The sequence below is a fragment of the Pseudomonas lactucae genome, from assembly GCF_016937615.1.
Taxonomy (GTDB): Bacteria; Pseudomonadota; Gammaproteobacteria; order Pseudomonadales; family Pseudomonadaceae; genus Aquipseudomonas; species Aquipseudomonas lactucae.
In genome coordinates this window covers 12,669-33,866 of sequence record NZ_JAFHKI010000045.1, presented here as the reverse complement: position 1 = coordinate 33,866, position 21,198 = coordinate 12,669, and the positions used below count along the sequence as shown (strand labels likewise).

The window sequence follows — 21,198 nt, the reverse complement described above, 5'->3', positions numbered from 1 at the left end:
ACCCTCGGTAACCGCGTTTTCGTTTGGGCAGCTTTATACATGCCTGCCACTTCAGGGGTCTTTATGGAAAGAATCGCCTTAAAACCGCTCATCCTCGCTGCCGGCCTGTTGGCTTTCATGCCGATCGCCCAGGCAGCGAGTACCCTGGTCTACTGCTCCGAAGCCAGCCCCGCCGGCTTGACCCCAGCCAGTACACCAGCGGCACCGACTTCGATGCCTCCGCCGAAACCGTGTTCAACCGCCTGACTCAGTTCAAGCGCGGCGGCACCGAGGTCGAGCCTGGCCTGTCGACGAACTGGGAGGTGTCCAACGATGGTCTGGCGTATACCTTCCACCTGCGCGAGGGCGTCAAGTTTCATACCACCGACTTCTTCACCCCCACGCGCGACTTCAACGCCGATGATGTGCTGTTCACCTTCAATCGCCTGCTGGATGCTCAAAGCCCGTTTCGCAAGGCCTACCCGTCCGAGTCGCCGTACTTCACCGATATGGGCCTGAACACTACGATCAAGAGCGTCGAAAAACTCGACGAGCACAGCGTGCGCTTCAACCTCAACAACGTGGATGCCTCGTTCGTGCAAAACCTGGCCATGAGCTTCGCCTCGGTACAGTCCGCCGAATACGCCGCCCAATTACTGCGCCAGGGTAAAGCCGAAGACATCAACCAGAAGCCGGTAGGCACCGGCCCCTTCGTGTTCAAGCGTTACCAGAAGGATTCGCAGATTCGCTACGTCGCCAATAAACAGTATTGGAAACCCGAGGATGTGAAACTCGACAACCTGGTGTTCGCCATCACCCCGGACGCCGCCTCGCGCCTGCAAAAACTCAAGGCTGGCGAGTGCCAGGTCAGCGGTTATCCACGCCCGGCCGACATCGAGGTGATGAAACAGGACCCCAACCTGCGCGTGCTGCAACAAGCCGGCTTCAACCTGGGCTTTTTGGCCTACAACGTGACCCACCCGCCGCTGGACCAGCTCAAGGTGCGCCAGGCCCTGGACATGGCCATCGATAAACCGGCGATTATCAAGGCGGTGTACCAAGGCGCCGGACAATTGGCGCAGAACGCCCTGCCACCGGCGCAGTGGTCTTATGACCCCAGCATCAAGGACGCGCCCCACGACCCGACCAAGGCCAGGGCGCTACTAAAAGAAGCAGGGGTTGCACCGGGAACCACCATCAACCTGTGGGCAATGACCGTACAGCGCGCGTCCAACCCGAATGCACGCATGTCGGCGCAGATGATCCAGCAGGACTGGGAAAAGGTTGGCATCAAGGCCAACATCGTCAGCTATGAGTGGGGCGAATACATCAAGCGCGCCAAAAACGGCGAGCATGACGCCATGATTTACGGCTGGACCGGCGACAACGGCGACCCGGATAACTGGCTCGGCGTGCTCTACAGTTGTGCCGCGGTCAAGGGCAGCAACTACGCCAAATGGTGTAACCCGGCCTACGACGCACTGGTGCAGCAGGCCAAGCTCGGCAGCGACCGCGAGCAGCGCATCAAGTGGTATCAACAGGCGCAAAAAATCCTTAAGGAACAAGTGCCTATAACGCCTATTGCGAACTCGACGGTTTTCCAGCCGTTACGAAAGGAAGTGAAAAATTTCAAAATCAGCCCCTTCGGGCTGACGCCGTTCTATGGAGTGAGTCTGGAGAAGTAACAAGAACGCCCCAACCGAGTGCGCCAGACGCCTCGGTCGGGCCGTTTTGGTGCGACCATTGCACCTAAAAAACCCTCAAAATATATGTAAATATGTCGAAAGTTTCATAATTGCGACATTCCTGTACGTTCGTACCACTCTTTGAGCCTTGCAGCGGTTCAGCATCTTGCAATGGGTATGGCGCCTGCATAAGTATCCGCAGGCCGACTCACGAGGTCGCCCTCACCACCAAAAATGACAACAAATCATGAGGCCAACATGCTTAAACACGCAGTCCTTCCGTTATTAGTGAGCGCGGGCCTTTTGGCCGCGGCCCCTTTTGCCCACGCGGCAACTAACCTGGTGTTCTGCTCCGAAGGGAGCCCGGCCGGTTTTGATCCAGGCCAGTACACCACCGGAACAGACTTCGATGCCTCGGCCGAAACCATGTTCAACCGCCTGAGCCAGTTCGAACGTGGCGGCACCGCCGTGGTTCCTGGCCTGGCCACCCGCTGGGACGTATCTCCGGATGGCCTGACGTACACCTTCCATCTGCGCGAAGGCGTCAAGTTCCACACCACCCCGTATTTCAAGCCGACTCGTGAATTCTCGGCTGACGACGTGCTGTTCACCTTCAACCGAATGATCAACAAAGACGATCCATTCCGTAAGGCATACCCCACCGAGTTCCCGTACTTCACGGACATGGGGATGGACACCAACATCAAGAACATCGAGAAAGTCGATGCCCACACCGTCAAGTTCACCCTTGGCACCGTGGACGCCGCGTTCATCCAGAACCTGGCCATGAGCTTCGCGTCGATCCAGTCGGCCGAATATGCCGCCCAGCTTCTGAAAAACGGCACGCCGCAGGACATCAACCAGAAGCCGATCGGCACCGGCCCGTTCGTGTTCAAGAGCTACCAGAAAGACTCCAATATTCGTTACACCGGCAACAAGGACTACTGGAAGCCTGAAGACGTGAAGATCGACAACCTGATCTTCGCCATCACCACCGACCCGTCGGTGCGCATCCAGAAGCTCAAGAAAAACGAATGCCAGATCACCCTGTTCCCACGTCCGGCCGACCTGAAGGCGCTGGGTGAGGACAAGGACCTGAAACTGCCGAACCAGGCCGGTTTCAACCTGGGCTACGTTGCCTACAACGTCATGGACAAGATCAAGGGCAGCGACCAGCCAAACCCACTGGCTGACCTGCGCGTACGCCAGGCGCTGGACATGTCGGTGAACAAGCAGCAAATCATCGATTCCGTGTACCAGGGCGCCGGCCAACTGGCCGTCAATGCCATGCCACCGACCCAATGGTCTTATGACACCACCATCAAGGACGCCAAGTACGACCCTGAAAAAGCCAAGGCGCTGCTCAAGGAAGCCGGCGTCAAGGAAGGCACCGAGATTGTGCTGTGGGCCATGCCGGTTCAGCGTCCGTACAACCCGAACGCCAAGCTGATGGCTGAAATGCTGCAGAACGACTGGTCCAAGATCGGCCTGAAGGTCAAGATCACCAGCTACGAATGGGGCGAGTACATCAAGCGCTCCAAAGGCGGCGAGAACCAGGCCATGATCATTGGCTGGAGCGGCGACAATGGTGACCCGGATAACTGGCTGAACGTGCTGTTCGGCTGCGACTCGCTGGCCGGTAACAACTTCTCCAAATGGTGCGACAAAAAATTCGACGGCATCGTGAAAGAAGCCAAGGCTACGTCGGATGTCGCCAAACGCACCGAGCTGTACAAGCAGGCGCAACATATCCTCAAAGATGCAGTCCCGATGACACCTATCGCGCACTCGACGGTGTATCAACCCATGCGTAACACCGTGCAGGACTTCAAGATCAGCCCGTTTGGCTTGAACTCCTTCTACGGCGTCAGCGTTAGCGGCAAGTAAGGATCATTGGCGGCGACGTTTCATAAACGTCGCCGTTATTGCATCCGCCTTGACCGTAGGAAACGGACCACACTCGCAGTAGCTGCGTCCTACAGCAACGAACTGCGACAAACGGTCCCGTTGCCTACAAGGTCAATCCATTTTGGCGCATTTACTGCGAAGTCCACGACTCCTAACGTTGTAGGACAGCAGAGGAGCCAACTTAGGAAAGGCACTTGCCGTGCGTGGGATCAGTGATGTCGCCCTGTCCGAAAGGCAGGGTGATTGCTCACTGATGACAACTACAAACAAGGATCGGGATCGTCATGCGCCATACCTCCGTTCTATCCGCTATTTTTGGCACCAGCCTGCTGGCCGTGGCCACCCTGGGCCAGGCCGCCGACAAAAAGAGCCTGGTGTTCTGCTCCGAAGGCAGCCCGGCGGGCTTTGATACCGCGCAGTACACCACCGCCACCGATAACGATGCGGCCGAGCCGCTGTACAACCGCCTGGTCGAATTTGAAAAAGGCGCGACCAACGTGGTGCCTGGCCTGGCGACCCAGTGGGACATTTCCGAAGACGGCCTGACCTACACCTTCCACCTGCGTGAAGGGGTGAAGTTCCACAGCAACAAGGAATTCAAGCCGACGCGGGATTTCAATGCCGACGACGTGCTGTTCACCTTCAACCGCATGCTGGACCCCGATCATCCGTTTCGTAAGGCCTACCCCACCGAGTTTCCGTACTTCAACGGGATGAGCCTGAACAAGAACATCGCCAAGGTCGAGAAGACCGGCCCGTACACCGTGGTGATGACCCTCAACACGGTGGACGCCGCGTTCGTGCAGAACATCGCCATGAGCTTTGCGTCGATCCTGTCGGCTGAATATGCCGAACAGTTGCTCAAGGACGGCAAGCCCAGCGACATCAACCAGAAGCCGATCGGCACGGGGCCGTTCGTGTTTCAGCGCTACCAGAAAGACTCGCAGATCCGTTATGCGGGCAACAAACAGTACTGGGACCCGAGCCGAGTCCAGCTCGATCAGTTGATCTTCGCCATCAACACCGACGCTTCGGTGCGCGTGCAGAAACTCAAGGCCGGCGAATGCCAGATCACCCTGCATCCGCGCCCGGCTGACATCGACGCGCTCAAGGCGACCCGAAGCTGCAACTGCTGACCAAGCCCGGCTTCAACCTTGGCTACATCGCCTACAACGTGCGCCACAAGCCTTTCGACCAGCTCGAAGTACGCCAGGCGCTGGACATGGCGGTGAACAAGCAGAGCATCCTCAATGCCGTGTACCAGGGCGCGGGGCAACTGGCGGTCAACGCCATGCCGCCGACCCAGTGGTCCTACGACGACACCATCAAGGACGCGGCCTACAACCCGGAAAAAGCCAAGGAACTGCTCAAGGCGCCGGCGTGAAGGAAGGCACCGAGATCACCCTGTGGGCGATGCCGGTACAACGCCCCTACAACCCCAACGCCAAGCTGATGGCCGAGATGCTGCAGAACGATTGGGCCAAAATCGGCCTGAAAGTGAAGATCGTCAGCTACGAGTGGGGCGAGTACATCAAGCGCACCAAGAACGGTGAGCACGACATCAGCCTGATCGGCTGGACCGGCGACAATGGTGATCCGGACAACTGGCTGGGCACCCTCTACAGCTGCGACGCCATCGGCGGAAACAACTACTCCATGTGGTGTGACCCGGCGTACGACAAGCTGATCAAGCAAGCCAAGGTCGTCACCGACCGCGAACAACGGACTGTTCTCTACAAACAGGCGCAGCAATTGCTCAAGCAGCAAGTGCCGATCACGCCTGTCGCCCACTCAACGGTCAACCAGCCGTTAAGCGCCAAAGTCGAAGGGTTCAAAGTCAGCCCCTTCGGCCGCAACGTGTTCTCGGGCGTCAGTATCACCCCATAAGAAAATAACCGGATTGCGCAAGGTTTAGCCGCCTTGCTGCAAACGTGCAGGCTTTTATTAGGATTTTTCCTACAGCAAACGTTTGCAACAGCTTGAACGAGTTACACACCCAATAGCCGGTTCACCTAAAAAGACCGGCATAAAAAAGAGAACCAAAGGAGCTCCACCCATGAAACTGAGCAGCAAAGCGCTTCTGGCCCTGGCCATCAGCAGCATCACGGCCACCGCTTTCGCGGAAACCCAAAGCCAGGACTTCGTTCCTACCACACTGGCCGGCACCAGCGCGCAAAGCGAGGCCAAGGGCTTTATCGACGGCCAGAGCCTGGGCGGTACGACCCGCAACTGGTACTCCAATGAAATGAAATTCCGCGGCAACAAGTTCGGTTACTACAAAAATGCCGCCGATAAGGCAGCGGATGTAAAAACCAACGTCTCTCGCCGCTACAACTGGGCCCAGGGCACTATCCTCAACTACACCTCGGGCTTCACTCAAGGCACCGTTGGTGTGAGCACCGAAGTGGCGGCCTATAACTACATCGCGCTGATCGATGATCAAAAAGACATCGCAGGCGGCTCCAACCGCACCCTGGCCCACACCTACGGTGATGCGGTAGGCCAGTGGAGCAAACTGGGCCTGGCCAACGTCAAGTTCCGTGTCTCGAACACCACCCTGACCGCCGGCCGCCAAAACTTCAGCAGCGCCATCATGGACACCATCGGCAACCGTGCGCTGCCTTCAAGCTTTGAGGGTGTAAGCTTCAACAGCGAAGAGTTCAGCAACCTGTCGTTCCAGGGCGGCATCTTCGATCGCGTTTCGCCGCGTACCGAGCAGAGCCTGTCGAAATTCCGCAGCGAATACAGCAGCAGCAGCGTTGAGACCGACAAGGTCTACACCCTGGGCTTCAACTACCAGCCATTCAAAAGCCTGAAAACCAGCGTCTTCGCCGCCAACGTCAAAGACTTCTGGAACCAGTACTACTTCGGCGCTACCCATGAACTGGGCGACAGCCAGACACTCAGCCTGACCACCGGCCTGAACTACTACAAGACCGTCGACGAAGGCAAAAAGTTGATGGGCGAAATCGACAACGATACCTACTCGCTGTCGCTCGGCCTGACCCACCAGGCTCATAGCCTGACCTTCTCGTATCAGGAAGTGAACGGCAACGAGTACTTCGACTACCTGCACGAAACCAACGGCATCTACCTGGCCAACTCCCTGACCTCTGACTTCAACGGTCCGAACGAGAAGTCCTTCCAGGTGGCCTACGGCATCAACATGGCCGAGTACGGCGTTCCAGGCCTGAAGTTCAATATCTACTCGGCTCGCGGCTGGGGCATCGACGGCACCCATTACCGTGGCGACAATGGCGTCAAAGACTTTGCCTACAACGGCATTCAGTCCCAAAACGGCGAACACCATCAGGAATACGGCATCGGCACTTCGTACGCCATCCAGAGTGGCCCTCTGAAAGCCTCGACCGTTCGCGCCACTTACGTGACACACCGCGCCAGCGAAAACCAGTCTGACGGCAACCTGCGTGAGTTCCGCCTGGTCACCACCATTCCATTCAACATTCTTTAACTAGCACCTGGTAGACGGCGGGCTCATGACGACGCCGCGTCTACGTTTGTCTGGTCCCATCGATCGCAGAGGGTTATGAATGAAAATGCTTCCGTTACAAGCCGCCATGGCGGCTGCGCTGTTGAGCGTGGCTGTCGGCATTTCGGCCAAACCACTGGTGGTCTGCACCGAAGCCAGTCCTGAAGGTTTTGACCCGGTGCTGTACACCACCGCCGTCACCGCCGACGCCGCTGCTGAAACCATGTTCAACCGCCTGGTCGACTTCAAGCCCGGCACCACCGAAGTGGTACCGGCCTTGGCCAAGGATCTGCCAGAAATCAGCGCTGATGGGCTGACCTACACCTTCCATCTGCGCGATGACATCAAGTTCCACACCACCGACTACTTCAAACCCACGCGTAACCTGAATGCCGACGACGTGCTTTGGAGCTTCCAGCGCCAGCTGGACCCGAAACACCCGTGGCACGACAAGTCCAACGTGGGCTATCCGTACTTTGAAAGCATGGGCTTCAAGGAACTGCTCAAGAGCGTGGAGAAGACCGACGATCACACCGTCGTCTTTACCCTTACCCGCCCTGAAGCACCGTTTTTGGCCGACCTGGCCATGGCGTTCTCCTCGATCCACTCGGCCGAATACGCCGATCAGTTGCTCAAGTCCGGCAAGACCGATGACCTGAACGCCAAGCCGATCGGCACCGGGCCGTTCATCTTCACCCGCTATGCCAAGGACGCTCAGGTGCGCTTCAAGGCCAACCCGGAGTACTTCCGTGGCAAGCCGCCGGCCGATCCGCTGATCCTGGCAATCACGACCGACAACAACGTGCGCCTGCAGAAGCTCAAGGCCAACGAGTGCCAGGTCGCACTGTATCCAAAGCCGGATGACATCCCGAGCATCAAGAAAGACCCAAACCTGAAAGTTGATGAACTGGCGGCGATGACCACCGCGTACACCGCCCTGAACACCACCCACAAGTACATGAGCGACGCGCGGGTGCGTCACGCGATCAACATCGCGTTCGATAAAAAGGGTTACAACGAATCGCTGTATGGCAAAGGCAACGCCGTCGACGCCACCGGCCCCTACCCGCCGACCCTGCTGGGCTTCAGCGACAAGCTGAAAAACCCGCCCCGCGACCTGGACAAGGCCCGTGCCCTGCTCAAGGAAGCCGGCGTGCCGGAAGGCACCGAGTTCACCCTGTTCACCCGTAACGGCGGTGGCCCGACCAACCCCAACCCGATGCTTGGCGCCCAGCGCATGCAGGCGGACCTGGCGCAGATCGGCCTGAAAGTGAACATCAAGGTCATGGAATGGGGCGAGATGCTCAAGCGCGCCAAAGCAGGCGAACATGACATGGTGTCTGCGGGCTGGGCCGGTGATAACGGCGACCCGGACAACTTCCTCACGCCGAACCTGAGTTGCGATGCAGCCAAAAACGGCGAAAACTACGCCCGCTGGTGTAACAAAGAGTTCCAGGACCTGATCGACAAGGCTCGCGCCGATGCTGAACCCCAGCAGCGGGCCGCACTCTATCAACAAGCCATGGACGTTTTCGAGAAGGACCAACCGTGGATTCCCATGGCTTACCCGAAAATGTTCACCGCCATGCGTAAAAACGTCGAGGGTTATACCCAAAGCCCTCTGACCACCAATAACTTCGCCACTACCCAGGTGAAGTAAATAAGAGAAACGCGCGGCACCGCCCACCAGGACGGTGCCGGACCTGCCTAACCGGCTGATTGAGGTACACACCAAGATGTTTAGTTTTATTGCCCGCCGACTGGGGTTATTGATCCCCACGTTCTTCGGCATCACGTTGCTCACGTTTGCGTTGATACGCATGATCCCTGGCGACCCCGTCGAAGTCATGATGGGCGAGCGGCGCGTCGACCCCGAGATGCACGCACAGGCAATGGAACGCCTTGGCCTTAACAAGCCGTTGTATGCGCAGTACCTGGACTATGTCGGCAAGCTCGCCCAGGGCGACCTTGGCGAATCGCTGCGTACCCGCACCAGCGTGTGGACCGAGTTCACCGCCCTCTTCCCCGCGACCCTGGAACTGTCCATAGCCGCCCTGTTGTTCGCCGGTATCCTGGGCCTGTTGGCCGGGGTGATCGCGGCCTTGAAGCGAGGATCCCTGTTCGACCATGGGGTGATGGGCATCTCCCTGGCGGGCTATTCGATGCCGATCTTCTGGTGGGGCCTGATCCTGATCATGTTCTTCTCGGTCAGCCTGGGCTGGACCCCGGTTTCCGGGCGTATCGACCTGCTCTACGACATCGAGCCGCGCACCGGCTTCATGCTCATCGACACGCTGCTGGCTGACGAGCCGGACGCGTTCTGGGACGCGCTGCACCACTTGATCCTGCCGGCCATCGTGCTCGGCACCATTCCGCTGGCGGTGATCGCACGGATGACCCGTTCATCGATGCTCGAAGTGCTGCGCGAAGACTACATCCGCACCGCCAAGGCCAAGGGCCTGTCGCCGGCCCGCGTGGTGTTCGTACACGGCCTGCGCAACGCGCTGATCCCGGTGCTCACCGTGGTCGGTCTGCAAGTCGGCACCCTGTTGGCCGGTGCGGTACTCACCGAAACCATCTTCTCGTGGCCCGGCATCGGCAAATGGCTGATCGAAGCCATCGGCGCGCGGGACTACCCGGTGGTGCAAAACGGCATTCTGCTGATCGCCTGCCTGGTGATCCTGGTGAACTTCGTGGTGGATATCCTCTACGGCTTCGCCAACCCACGCATCCGTCACCAGCGCTGAGATCATGACCATGACCACACCTACACAAGCGTCGGCAGTCGATCAAAGCCTGCTGTACCCGTCCCCGTACAAAGAATTCTGGCAAGCCTTCTCCAAGAACAAAGGCGCGGTCGCCGGCCTGCTGTTCATGTTGCTGATCGTGTTCTGCGCGATCTTTGCGCCCTGGGTGGCGCGCATAACCCCAGCGAGCAATACCGCGACTTCCTGCTCACGCCGCCGTCGTGGCTCGAAGGCGGGCAGATCCAGTTCCTGCTTGGCACCGACGAACTGGGGCGTGACCTGCTCTCGCGCCTGATCCAGGGTTCGCGCCTGTCGTTGCTGATCGGTTTGTCGTCGGTGGTGATGTCGCTGATCCCGGGCATCCTGCTGGGCCTGTTCGCCGGGTTCTTCCCGCGCTTGCTCGGCCCGACCATCATGCGTCTGATGGACATCATGCTGGCCCTGCCGTCGCTGCTGCTGGCCGTTGCCATTGTCGCGATCCTCGGCCCTGGCCTGATCAATACCGTGATCGCCATCGCGATCGTGTCGCTGCCGTCCTACGTGCGCCTGACCCGTGCCGCGGTGATGGGCGAACTGAACCGCGACTACGTGACCGCCGCACGCCTGGCCGGTGCCGGCCTGCCGCGCCTGATGTTCGTCACCGTGCTGCCCAACTGCATGGCGCCGCTGATCGTACAGGCGACCCTGAGCTTCTCCTCGGCGATCCTCGACGCCGCGGCGCTGGGCTTCCTTGGCCTTGGCGTACAACCGCCGACGCCTGAGTGGGGCACCATGCTGGCTTCGGCCCGTGACTACATCGAACGCGCCTGGTGGGTCGTGAGCCTGCCGGGTCTGACCATTTTGCTCAGCGTGCTGGCAATCAACTTGATGGGTGACGGCCTGCGCGATGCGCTGGACCCGAAACTCAAGAACGCCGCCTGAGGAGATTCCCATGTCACTGTTAGAAATCAAGAATCTCAATGTGCGCTTCGGCGACAAGACCGCCGTGCCGGTGGTCGATGGCCTCGACATTTCTGTCGACAAAGGCGAAGTCCTGGCCATCGTTGGCGAGTCGGGTTCGGGTAAATCCGTGACCATGATGGCGCTGATGGGCCTGATCGAGCACCCCGGCATCGTCACCGCCGACGCGCTGACCTTCGACGGCAAGGACATGCTCAAGCTGAGCAACCGCCAGCGCCGCCAGATCGTCGGCAAAGACCTGGCGATGGTGTTCCAGGACCCGATGACCGCGCTGAACCCCAGCTACACCGTGGGGTTCCAGATTGAAGAAGTGCTGCGCCTGCACCTGAAAATGTCCGGCAAGCAAGCGCGCAAGCGCGCCATCGAACTGTTGGAAAAAGTCGAGATCCCGGGCGCCGCCAGCCGTATGGACGCCTACCCGCACCAACTGTCCGGCGGTATGAGCCAGCGCGTGGCAATCGCCATGGCCATTGCCGGCGAGCCGAAACTGCTGATCGCCGATGAACCGACCACCGCGTTGGACGTGACGATTCAAGCGCAGATCATGGACCTGCTGCTGGCCCTGCAAAAAGAGCAGAACATGGGCCTGGTGCTGATCACCCACGACCTTGCCGTCGTCGCGGAAACCGCCCAGCGCGTGTGCGTGATGTACGCCGGCCAAGCCGTGGAAGTCGGCCAGGTGCCGCAGCTGTTCGACATTCCGGCCCACCCCTACAGCGAAGCGTTGCTCAAGGCGATTCCGGAGCACAGCCTGGGCGCCACGCGCCTGGCCACGTTGCCCGGCATCGTGCCCGGCCGTTATGACCGCCCGCAGGGCTGCCTGCTGTCGCCGCGTTGCCCGTACGTGCAGGAAAACTGCCGTCAGAGCCGTCCGGGTCTCGACCCTAAATCCAACAGCCTTGCGCGCTGCTTCTACCCCTTGAACCAGGAGGTGGCGTAATGGCCGTCGTTCTTACCGCCCGCGACCTGACCCGTCACTACGAAGTGTCCCGTGGCCTGTTCAAGGGCCATGCGCTGGTACGCGCGCTCAATGGTGTGTCATTTGAACTGGAAGCCGGCAAGACCCTCGCCGTTGTGGGCGAGTCGGGTTGCGGCAAATCCACCCTGGCCCGTGCGCTGACGCTGATTGAAGAACCGTCGTCGGGCTCACTGAAAATCGCTGGCCAGGAAGTCGCCGGTGCCGACAAGGCCCAGCGCAAGCAATTGCGCAAAGACGTGCAGATGGTGTTCCAGAGCCCGTATGCCTCGTTGAACCCGCGCCAGAAGGTCGGTGATCAGTTGGGCGAACCGCTGCTGATCAACACCAACCTGTCCGCCGCCGAGCGCCGTGAGAAAGTGCAGGCGATGATGAAACAGGTGGGCCTGCGCCCCGAGCACTATCAGCGCTACCCGCACATGTTTTCCGGGGGGCAGCGCCAGCGTATCGCCCTGGCCCGCGCCATGATGCTGCAACCGAAAGTGCTGGTGGCGGACGAACCGACCTCGGCGCTGGACGTGTCGATCCAGGCCCAGGTACTCAACCTGTTCATGGATTTGCAGCAGGAATTCAACACTGCCTACGTGTTCATCTCCCATAACCTGGCGGTGGTGCAGCACGTTGCCGACGACGTGATGGTGATGTACCTCGGCCGCCCGGTGGAAGTGGGCCCCAAGCAAGACATCTACGCGCGTCCGCTGCACCCCTACACCCAGGCGTTGCTGTCGGCCACCCCGACCATCCACCCGGATCCGAATAAACCGAAGATCAAAATCGTCGGCGAGTTGCCCAACCCCCTGAACCCGCCGCCTGGCTGTGCGTTCCACAAACGCTGCCCGTACGCGACGGCACGCTGCAGTACCGAGGAGCCGCAACTGCGGGCGCTGGATAACCGTCAGGTGGCTTGCCACTACGCGGAGCAGTTCGTGGCCTGACACCCCGCCTCGTAGCAGTTGCCTCGCTAAAGCTCGACAGCTGCTACGGGCATTACATGGAAGTTTTACAGTGTTCTACAGCCCTTCCCGTCAGGTTGCGCATCAGCCTGGCGGGAGGGGCTTTCTTTTATGGGCGGTCTCGCTGTCTTCACCTAAATAAACAGATCTATTTGAAGGAGGTCTTTATGCGTAAGGACTACCTCGCCTTTTTCACCTCGCTGTTTCTCTCGAGGCTGGCGGATCAAATCTTGTTGTTCATGGTTCCGCTGGTGGTGTTCCAGACCACCAACAGCGCCTCGTGGGCCGGGCTGGCGTTTTTCGTTGAATCGCTGCCGCGGTTTCTCGCGTTTCCGTTGTGCGGCGCGCTGTGCGACAAGTACTCGCCGATCAGGATCCTGCATATCAGCCAGATCTATCGGGCATTGCTATGTGTGCTGGCGATGGCGTGCTACGCAGCAGTGGGGGGCATCGCCTGGTTGGTGGTGCTGTCAGCCGTGTGCGGGGTGCTGACCACGCAAGGCATCATGGCTCGCGAAGTGCTGATGCCGACTGTCTTCGAGCATTACAGTTACACCAAGACCCTGTCCTACTCCCAGATCGCCGACCAGACCGGATTGGTCCTCGGCCCTCTGGTGGCGGCGCTGATGCTGGAGGTGTGGGCCTGGCATTGGGTGGTGCTCTGGGTCGCCGGGCTGTTCCTGCTGGCAGACCTGAGCATGCTGGCGTGGCAGCGCCTCAGCCGTATGACGCTACCGGTGTTCGAGCAGCATCAGGACCTCTGGCTGCAGCCCTTGCGTATCGCTTTCGCGCATATCCGTGATTTGGCGCAGTTGAAAAAAATCATCGCTCTGGCGGTCGGCGTCAATCTGATCGTCGGCGTAACCCTGGCCACTTCGGCGGCCATGGTGATCGGCCAGTACAGCGCCGACAAGGATGCTTATGCAGGACTGCAAGCGGCCGGTGCCGTGACAACCATCCTGATCCTGTTTTTTCTCGCTCGGGTGGAGCTGCCGCTGCGGGTATTGGGTTGCGTTGGTTATTCACTGATTGCCATCGGCGCATTCATCAGCGCCCTGAGCCCGAATTTGATCGGCTATGGGCTCGGTTTTTTGTTGATCGTTGGCTTCGATAAAATGTTCAACGTCTACATGCGTACGATTCGGCAGCGGGTGATTCCGCCTCAAGACTTCGGCAAGACCGTGGGCGTGATGACGTTGCTGAACAACCTGTCGCAGCCTTTGGCCGGTTTACTGGTGGCCTTGCTGGCAGCGCCTTTGGGCACGCAGCGGGTGATCCTGATACTGGCCGTGCTGACAACCCTGCTTGGGGCCGTAACGCTGTGGTGGTTTGCAAAAAAACCAAACCCACACCCGAACTCGAGTGTTGAACCTGACCAGGGAACGGCTCCTTGAGGTGAAATTCACGCCCAAAAAAAGGGCGAAGCCCTTATCGCTTCGCCCTTCTCTGTACCGCTCAGACCTTAATGGTGCTCGCGGGTCGCGCGGAATTTCACATCCGGCCAGCGCTCTTCCATCAACGCCAGGTTCACCCGCGTCGGCGCCAGGTAGGTCAGGTGACCGCCGCCGTCCACTGCCAGGTTTTCCACAGCCTTGTTGGAGAACTCCTCCAGCTTCTTCTTATCGCTGCACTCGATCCAGCGCGCGGAATACACGGTGATCGGCTCGTAGGAGCATTCGACCTTGTATTCCTCTTTCAGGCGGCTGGCGACCACGTCGAACTGCAGCACACCGACGGCGCCGAGGATGATGTCGTTGCTGCGCTCGGGGAAGAACACCTGGGTGGCGCCCTCTTCCGCCAACTGCTGCAAGCCCTGGCGCAGTTGCTTGGACTTGAGCGGGTCGCGCAGGCGTACGCGGCGGAACAGTTCCGGGGCGAAGTGCGGGATACCGGTGAAGCCCAGCACTTCGCCTTCGGTGAAGGTGTCACCGATCTGGATGGTGCCGTGGTTATGCAGACCGATGATGTCGCCGGCAAACGCCTCTTCCAGTTGCTCACGCTCGGACGAGAAGAACGTCAGGGCGTCGCCGATGCGCACGTCCTTGCCGGTGCGCACGTGGCGCATCTTCATGCCTTTTTCGTATTTGCCCGAGCAGATGCGCATGAACGCGATTCGGTCGCGGTGCTTGGGGTCCATGTTCGCCTGGATCTTGAAGATAAAGCCCGAGAACTTCTCCTCCACCGGTTCCACGGTGCGTTCGTTGGCGACCCGAGCCAGGGGTTTCGGCGCCCAGTCCACAACGGCGTCGAGCACATGGTCGACACCGAAGTTGCCCAGGGCCGTCCCGAAGAACACCGGAGTCAGTTGACCGTCGAGGAATTCCTGCTGGTTGAATTCATGGCAGGCGCCCTGCACCAGTTCCAGCTGGTCGACGAAGCGGTCGTACTCGTCACCCAGGTGAGCGCGGGCTTCATCCGAGTCGAGTTTCTCGATGATTTTCACATCGGTGCGTTCGTGGCCGTGGCCGGCGGTGTAGACAATGATGTAGTCGTCGGCCAGGTGGTACACGCCCTTGAAGTCGCGATAGCAACCAATCGGCCAGGTGATCGGCGCGGCCTTGATCTTCAGGACCGCTTCGATTTCATCCAGCAGTTCGATAGGGTCGCGAATGTCGCGGTCGAGTTTGTTGATGAAGCTGACGATGGGCGTGTCACGCAGGCGGCACACGTCCATCAGCGCGATGGTACGTGGCTCGACGCCTTTACCGCCGTCGAGAACCATCAGGGCCGAGTCCACCGCGGTGAGGGTGCGGTAGGTGTCTTCGGAGAAGTCTTCGTGGCCTGGGGTGTCGAGCAGGTTGACCATGTGGTCGCGATACGGGAACTGCATGACCGACGTGGTAATGGAAATACCCCGTTGTTTTTCCATTTCCATCCAGTCGGAGGTGGCATGACGGTCGGATTTGCGGGATTTCACCGTGCCGGCCACCGCGATCGCCTTGCCCATCAGCAACAGCTTCTCGGTGATGGTGGTCTTACCGGCATCGGGGTGGGAAATAATGGCGAAAGTGCGGCGTTTCGCGACTTCGGCGGCCTGGTGGGTCATGGGAAATCGCCTGGCAGGTGAGTCAAAAAAGGGCGGCGAGTATAGCGCAAACCGGGCGCACCGGACCACCATTCGCCCGGTTGGGGGTGGCTAAATAAGGCCAAGTGTGGAACCTTTTAAAAGGTGGAGACGTCCACTCCCCTGCCAACGCACGCGTATCAGGGGCTGAAAAATCAGCAAGTTAGCCTGACGGGGCAGCGCTTATGGCTCGAACTCATGCCGCTTTTGACGGTATTGGCGAGCTGCATTTCGCGACCACATTTCGCTGACAGCCAGCAATGGCATGCCACGCGCAAATGTGTTCGCCGACAAAAGAAAAAAGGAGTCCGCCTGTGGCTATTCGCTATGGCAAAGGGCTGATAGGAGGCGCGGTTGTCGTCGCGCTCCTGGCCCTGCTGGTCCACTGGATCGGCATCAACACGATCGAGATGTACCGCGACGATTTGTTGTTTTACCTGCAAGCTCATCTGATCCTTGTTTTAGTCTCCATGCTGGCCGCCCTGATTGTGGGCATCCCCGCCGGTATCCTGCTCAGCCGACCAAATTGGGTCGGGCGCGCAGAACGCTTCATGCAGATCTTCAACATCGGCAACACCGTCCCGCCCCTGGCCGTACTGGCCATCGCCCTCGGCGTCCTCGGCATCGGCAGTGGCCCGGCGATCTTTGCGCTGTTCCTCGCCTCCCTGCTGCCCATCGTGCGCAACACCTACGAAGGCCTGAAAAACGTACAGGGTTCCCTCAAGGAAGCCGCCACCGGCATCGGCATGACCCCGCGCCAGGTGTTGTTTCGCGTGGAATTGCCCAACGCCGTGCCGATCATCATCGGCGGTGTGCGCGTGGCCCTGGCGATCAACGTCGGCACCGCACCGCTCGCCTTTCTGATCGGCGCCAACAGCCTGGGCAGCCTGATCTTCCCCGGCATCGCCCTGAACAATCAGCCGCAATTGCTGCTTGGCGCCGCGTGCACCGCGCTGCTGGCCTTGCTGCTCGACGGTCTGGTGACCATGGCCAGCCGCCTCTGGCTGGAACGCGGGTTGCGTGCGTCTTAAGGCTGGGTAAAGGAATTCACATGAAAAAACTAAGCTTGATATTAGGCTGCGTCCTGCTGTTTGCAGGCATTGCGCAAGCCGCCGAGAAACCGGTAATTCGCATCGGCGCCCGGGTGTTCACCGAACAGACCCTGCTCGCCGAAATCACTTCCCAGTACCTGCGCACCAAGGGTTACGACACCCGTGTGACCGGCGGACTGGGCAGCAACCTGGCGCGCAGTGCCCAGGAAAGCGGGCAGCTGGATCTGCTCTGGGAATACACCGGGGTGTCGCTGGTCGCCTACAACCACATCGACGAGAAGCTCGACAGCGCACAGTCCTACGCACGGGTGAAAGAACTCGACGCGAAAAAAGGCCTGGTCTGGCTGTCGCCGTCGCACTTCAGCAACACCTACGCCCTGGCGCTGCCGGAGAAAGTGGCCAAGGAACACCCCAAGATCAACAGCATCAGCGACCTCACCAACGCCATGGCGCAAGACACCAAAGAGCACCGCCTGGTGGCCCTGGACACCGAGTTCGCCAACCGCTCCGACGGTCTGGCCGGCATGGTCAAGCTGTACGACATGAACCTCACCCGCAAGAACACCCGGCAGATGGACGCAGGCCTGGTCTACACCGCACTGCGTAACGGCCAAGTGTTTGCCGGCCTGGTCTACACCACCGACGGGCGCCTGAACGCGTTCAAGTTGAAGCTGCTGGAAGACGACAAGCGCTACTTCCCGGACTACACCGCCGCGCCTGTTATCCGCCAGGAATACCTCGACCAGCACCCGCAACTCGCCGCCGAGCTCAAGCCACTGGCGGACCTGTTCGACGACGAAACCATGCGCCAGCTGAATGCACGGGTCGACGTCGACCATGAAAGCCCGTCCGCGGTGGCCGCCGATTTCCTGCGCCAACACCCCATCCATTAAAGAGGAGAAGACATGGAATTCCTGAACGCCTTTTCCCATCTTGATTGGGCCCAAGTCCTGCACCTGACCTGGCAGCACATCACCCTGGTCGGCATCGCGGTGATTCTCGCGATTTTTATCGGTGTGCCCCTGGGCATCCTGATGACGCGCTACCCGACCCTGGCCGGCCCGTTGCAGGCCAGCGCCACCGTATTGCTGACCGTGCCATCCATCGCCCTGTTCGGCCTGCTGCTGCCGTTCTACTCCAAGTTCGGCCAGGGCCTGGGGCCGATGCCGGCGATTACCGCCGTGTTCCTCTACTCCCTGCTACCCATCATGCGTAACACCTACCTGGCCCTGACCGGCGTGGAGCCGGGCATTCGCGAAGCCGCCAAAGGCATCGGCATGACCTTCGGCCAGCGCCTGCGCATGGTCGAACTGCCGATTGCGGTGCCGGTGATCCTCGCCGGCGTGCGCACCGCCGTGGTGATGAACATTGGTGTCATGACCATCGCCGCCACCATCGGCGCCGGTGGCCTGGGTGTACTGATTCTGGCCTCCATCAGCCGCAGCGACATGTCGATGCTGATCGTCGGCGCCGTGCTGGTCAGTCTCCTGGCCATCTTCGCCGACCTGCTTCTGCAATGGCTGCAACGCTCGCTGACTCCAAAAGGACTGCTCAAATGATCGAACTTCAAAATCTGTCCAAGACCTTTCAAAGCAACGGCAAGACCGTCACGGCCGTCAACGATGTCAGCCTGACCGTCAACGAAGGCGAGATTTGCGTATTCCTGGGGCCCTCGGGCTGCGGCAAGAGCACCACGCTGAAGATGATCAACCGCCTGATCAAGCCGACTTCGGGCAAGATCCTGATCAATGGCGAAGACACCACCGACCTGGATGAAGTGACCCTGCGTCGCAACATCGGCTACGTGATCCAGCAGATCGGCCTGTTTCCCAACATGACCATCGAGGAAAACATCGTGGTCGTGCCCAAGCTGCTCGGCTGGGACAAACAGAAATGCCATGACCGCGCCCGCGAGTTGATGAGCATGATCAAGCTGGAACCCAAGCAGTATCTGCACCGCTACCCGCGTGAATTGTCCGGCGGCCAGCAACAGCGCATCGGTGTGATCCGCGCGCTGGCGGCCGACGCGCCGTTGTTGCTGATGGATGAGCCGTTCGGTGCGGTCGACCCGATCAACCGCGAGATGATCCAGAACGAATTCTTCGAGATGCAACGCGCGCTGAACAAGACCGTGATCATGGTCAGCCATGACATCGACGAAGCGATCAAGCTGGGTGACAAGATCGCGATCTTCCGCGCCGGCAAGCTGCTGCAGATCGACCACCCGGACACGCTGCTGGCCCACCCGGCCGACGAGTTCGTCAGCAACTTCGTGGGCCAGGACAGCACCCTCAAGCGCCTGCTGCTGGTGAAGGCCGAAGACGCGGCGGACAACGCCCCGTCGGTGAGCCCGGAAACCCCGGTGGCCGACGCCCTGGAGCTGATGGACGAACATGACCGTCGCTACGTGGTGGTCACCTGTGCCAAGAACAAGGCACTGGGCTATGTGCGCCGTCGCGACCTGCACCGTCAGACCGGTACGTGCGGCCAGTACCTGCGCGAATTCAACGCCACGGCGGCGTATGACGAGCACTTGCGCATCCTGCTGTCGCGCATGTACGAGTTCAACCGTTCGTGGCTGCCGGTGATGGATGCCGAGCGGGTGTTTTTGGGTGAGGTGACCCAGGAGTCGATTGCCGAGTACCTGAGTTCCGGTAAGTCGCGTGGGGGTAAGACCAGTATTGTTTCGCCTGCCGAGACGGCCCTGGCCTGACCTGAACTGACACAACGCCGTTCAAAATGTGGGAGGGGCTTGCCCCCGATAGCAGTGGATCAGTGACTGATGATGTGGCTGACACACCGCCATCGGGGGCAAGCCCCCTCCCACATTTGCCCTCCAGAGTGTCAGGGAAATACCGTCGATTTTCCCCATCGGGGGAACATCATTCCGTCACACCGGTCGGTTACATAAGTAGCTGCACGCCATCGCGCGACGAACGCGTGCAGAAACGCGACATTTTTAGTTGATCCCACGCCCATCAAGCCCTAAAGTTCGCGCCGAACGTCCATGCTGGAAACGATCCATCCGGCTCAAGTACTGACGACGAGACAGCAAGGCCAAGGGAAGCGGTAATTCCCATGGCCTTTTTGCTTTCGGCGACATGCCTTGGGAAGTAGGCGAACCAAAGTGGGGATACGGAGGACGTTCATTTGCACCCATTGCTAATTTCAGTTTGCCCTTAGGAGTTCCCAGCATGTCGATCAACGTCGAAGACTATTTCGCACGCGCCACTTTTGACAAAATGAAGGCGTTTGCCGACAAGCAAGAAACCCCGTTCGTGGTGATCGACACCGCGATGATCAGCCAGGCCTACGACGACCTGCGCGCCGGTTTCGAATTCGCCAAGGTGTATTACGCGGTCAAGGCCAACCCGGCCGTCGAGATCATCGACCTGCTCAAGGACAAAGGCTCGAGCTTCGACATCGCCTCGATCTACGAGCTGGACAAGGTCATGGACCGTGGCGTCAGCGCCGACCGTATCAGCTACGGCAACACCATCAAGAAATCCAAAGACATCCGCTACTTCTACGAGAAGGGCGTGCGCCTGTTTTCCACCGACTCCGAAGCCGACCTGCGCAACATCGCCAAGGCGCGCCGGGTTCGAAAATCTATGTGCGTATCCTCACCGAAGGCTCGACCACGGCTGACTGGCCTTTGTCGCGCAAATTCGGCTGCCAGACCGACATGGCCATGGACCTGCTGATCCTCGCCCGCGACCTGGGCCTGGTGCCGTACGGCATCTCGTTCCACGTCGGTTCGCAACAGCGCGACATCAGCGTGTGGGACGCAGCGATCGCCAAGGTCAAAGTGATCTTCGAACGCCTGAAGGAAGAAGACGGCATCCATCTGAAGCTGATCAACATGGGTGGCGGCTTCCCGGCCAACTACATCACCCGCACCAACAGCCTGGAAACCTACGCCGAAGAGATCATCCGTTTCCTCAAGGAAGACTTCGGCGACGACCTGCCGGAAATCATCCTGGAACCGGGCCGTTCGTTGATCGCCAACGCCGGCATCCTGGTCAGCGAAGTGGTGCTGGTGGCGCGTAAATCCCGCACCGCCGTCGAGCGTTGGGTGTACACGGACGTGGGCAAGTTCTCCGGCCTGATCGAAACCATGGACGAAGCCATCAAGTTTCCGATCTGGACCGAGAAGAAAGGCGAGATGGAAGAAGTGGTCATCGCCGGCCCAACCTGCGACAGCGCCGACATCATGTACGAAAACTACAAGTACGGCCTGCCGCTGAACCTGGCGATCGGTGATCGTCTGTACTGGCTGTCGACCGGCGCGTACACCACCAGCTACAGCGCGGTTGAGTTCAATGGCTTTCCACCGTTGAAGTCGTTTTATGTTTAACAGCAGCAAGTTTTAAGCTGCAAGAAA

The 21,198-nt window shown here is 59.7% G+C and carries 12 protein-coding genes and 4 pseudogenes; 15 read left to right on the top strand and 1 reads right to left on the bottom strand.

What is annotated here, in order from left to right:
• The first annotated feature begins 63 nt into the window (after positions 1 to 63).
• The 10 genes and pseudogenes from JWR98_RS08935 to JWR98_RS08890 all read left to right on the top strand — a co-directional run bounded on the left by JWR98_RS08935 (position 64) and on the right by JWR98_RS08890 (position 14,092).
• Positions 64 to 1,664 (top strand): annotated as a pseudogene (locus JWR98_RS08935) (ABC transporter substrate-binding protein).
• Positions 1,665 to 1,922: 258 nt separating this feature from the next.
• A complete protein-coding gene (locus JWR98_RS08930) occupies positions 1,923 to 3,551 on the top strand; it encodes an ABC transporter substrate-binding protein (RefSeq protein WP_003171726.1) in 1,629 nt (542 codons plus the stop codon).
• 305 nt (positions 3,552 to 3,856) lie between these two features.
• Positions 3,857 to 5,459: pseudogene (locus JWR98_RS08925) on the top strand (ABC transporter substrate-binding protein).
• Between the two features lie 169 nt (positions 5,460 to 5,628).
• On the top strand, positions 5,629 to 7,044 hold the full coding sequence (locus tag JWR98_RS08920; RefSeq protein ID WP_205489798.1) for an OprD family outer membrane porin: 1,416 nt from the start codon (positions 5,629 to 5,631) through the stop codon (positions 7,042 to 7,044).
• Positions 7,045 to 7,123: 79 nt separating this feature from the next.
• A complete protein-coding gene (locus JWR98_RS08915) occupies positions 7,124 to 8,722 on the top strand; it encodes an ABC transporter substrate-binding protein (RefSeq protein ID WP_205489795.1) in 1,599 nt (532 codons plus the stop codon).
• A gap of 76 nt (positions 8,723 to 8,798) precedes the next feature.
• Entirely contained in the window at positions 8,799 to 9,809 is a 1,011-nt protein-coding gene (locus JWR98_RS08910) for an ABC transporter permease subunit (RefSeq protein WP_124361271.1), read from the top strand.
• A 10-nt stretch (positions 9,810 to 9,819) separates the two neighbouring features.
• Positions 9,820 to 10,730 (top strand): annotated as a pseudogene (locus JWR98_RS08905) (ABC transporter permease subunit).
• 10 nt (positions 10,731 to 10,740) lie between these two features.
• Positions 10,741 to 11,709, top strand: coding sequence for an ABC transporter ATP-binding protein (locus tag JWR98_RS08900; protein WP_003171718.1), 969 nt, complete (start codon positions 10,741 to 10,743; stop codon positions 11,707 to 11,709).
• Positions 11,709 to 12,680: a peptide ABC transporter ATP-binding protein gene (locus tag JWR98_RS08895; protein WP_078731542.1), complete on the top strand. Its 972-nt coding sequence runs from the start codon at positions 11,709 to 11,711 to the stop codon at positions 12,678 to 12,680. The genes JWR98_RS08900 and JWR98_RS08895 overlap by 1 nt, the downstream gene beginning before the upstream one ends.
• Before the next feature lie 185 nt (positions 12,681 to 12,865).
• The gene (locus JWR98_RS08890; protein WP_078731541.1) at positions 12,866 to 14,092 is read left to right on the top strand and encodes an MFS transporter; all 1,227 of its coding nucleotides are present in this window, start codon (positions 12,866 to 12,868) and stop codon (positions 14,090 to 14,092) included.
• 68 nt (positions 14,093 to 14,160) lie between these two features.
• On the opposite strand, the gene JWR98_RS08885 is transcribed toward JWR98_RS08890, so the two are convergent.
• Complete coding sequence (locus JWR98_RS08885) at positions 14,161 to 15,744, bottom strand: peptide chain release factor 3 (protein ID WP_003171715.1); 1,584 nt, start codon at positions 15,742 to 15,744, stop codon at positions 14,161 to 14,163.
• A 332-nt stretch (positions 15,745 to 16,076) separates the two neighbouring features.
• Here JWR98_RS08885 and JWR98_RS08880 point away from each other — a divergent pair, with 332 nt between their 5' ends.
• The 5 genes and pseudogenes from JWR98_RS08880 to JWR98_RS08860 all read left to right on the top strand — a co-directional run bounded on the left by JWR98_RS08880 (position 16,077) and on the right by JWR98_RS08860 (position 21,171).
• Complete coding sequence (locus tag JWR98_RS08880; protein ID WP_078731540.1) at positions 16,077 to 16,793, top strand: ABC transporter permease; 717 nt, start codon at positions 16,077 to 16,079, stop codon at positions 16,791 to 16,793.
• 20 nt (positions 16,794 to 16,813) lie between these two features.
• A complete protein-coding gene (locus JWR98_RS08875) occupies positions 16,814 to 17,707 on the top strand; it encodes a glycine betaine ABC transporter substrate-binding protein (RefSeq protein WP_078731539.1) in 894 nt (297 codons plus the stop codon).
• A gap of 12 nt (positions 17,708 to 17,719) precedes the next feature.
• On the top strand, positions 17,720 to 18,373 hold the full coding sequence (locus JWR98_RS08870; protein ID WP_078731538.1) for an ABC transporter permease: 654 nt from the start codon (positions 17,720 to 17,722) through the stop codon (positions 18,371 to 18,373).
• Positions 18,370 to 19,527 carry an osmoprotectant ABC transporter ATP-binding protein OsmV gene (locus JWR98_RS08865; protein WP_205489793.1) on the top strand — a complete coding sequence of 386 codons (1,158 nt, stop codon included), beginning with the start codon at positions 18,370 to 18,372 and terminating at the stop codon, positions 19,525 to 19,527. Before JWR98_RS08870 ends, JWR98_RS08865 begins: the two co-directional genes overlap by 4 nt.
• A gap of 481 nt (positions 19,528 to 20,008) precedes the next feature.
• Positions 20,009 to 21,171, top strand: a pseudogene (locus tag JWR98_RS08860) (type III PLP-dependent enzyme).
• Positions 21,172 to 21,198 lie beyond the last annotated feature (27 nt).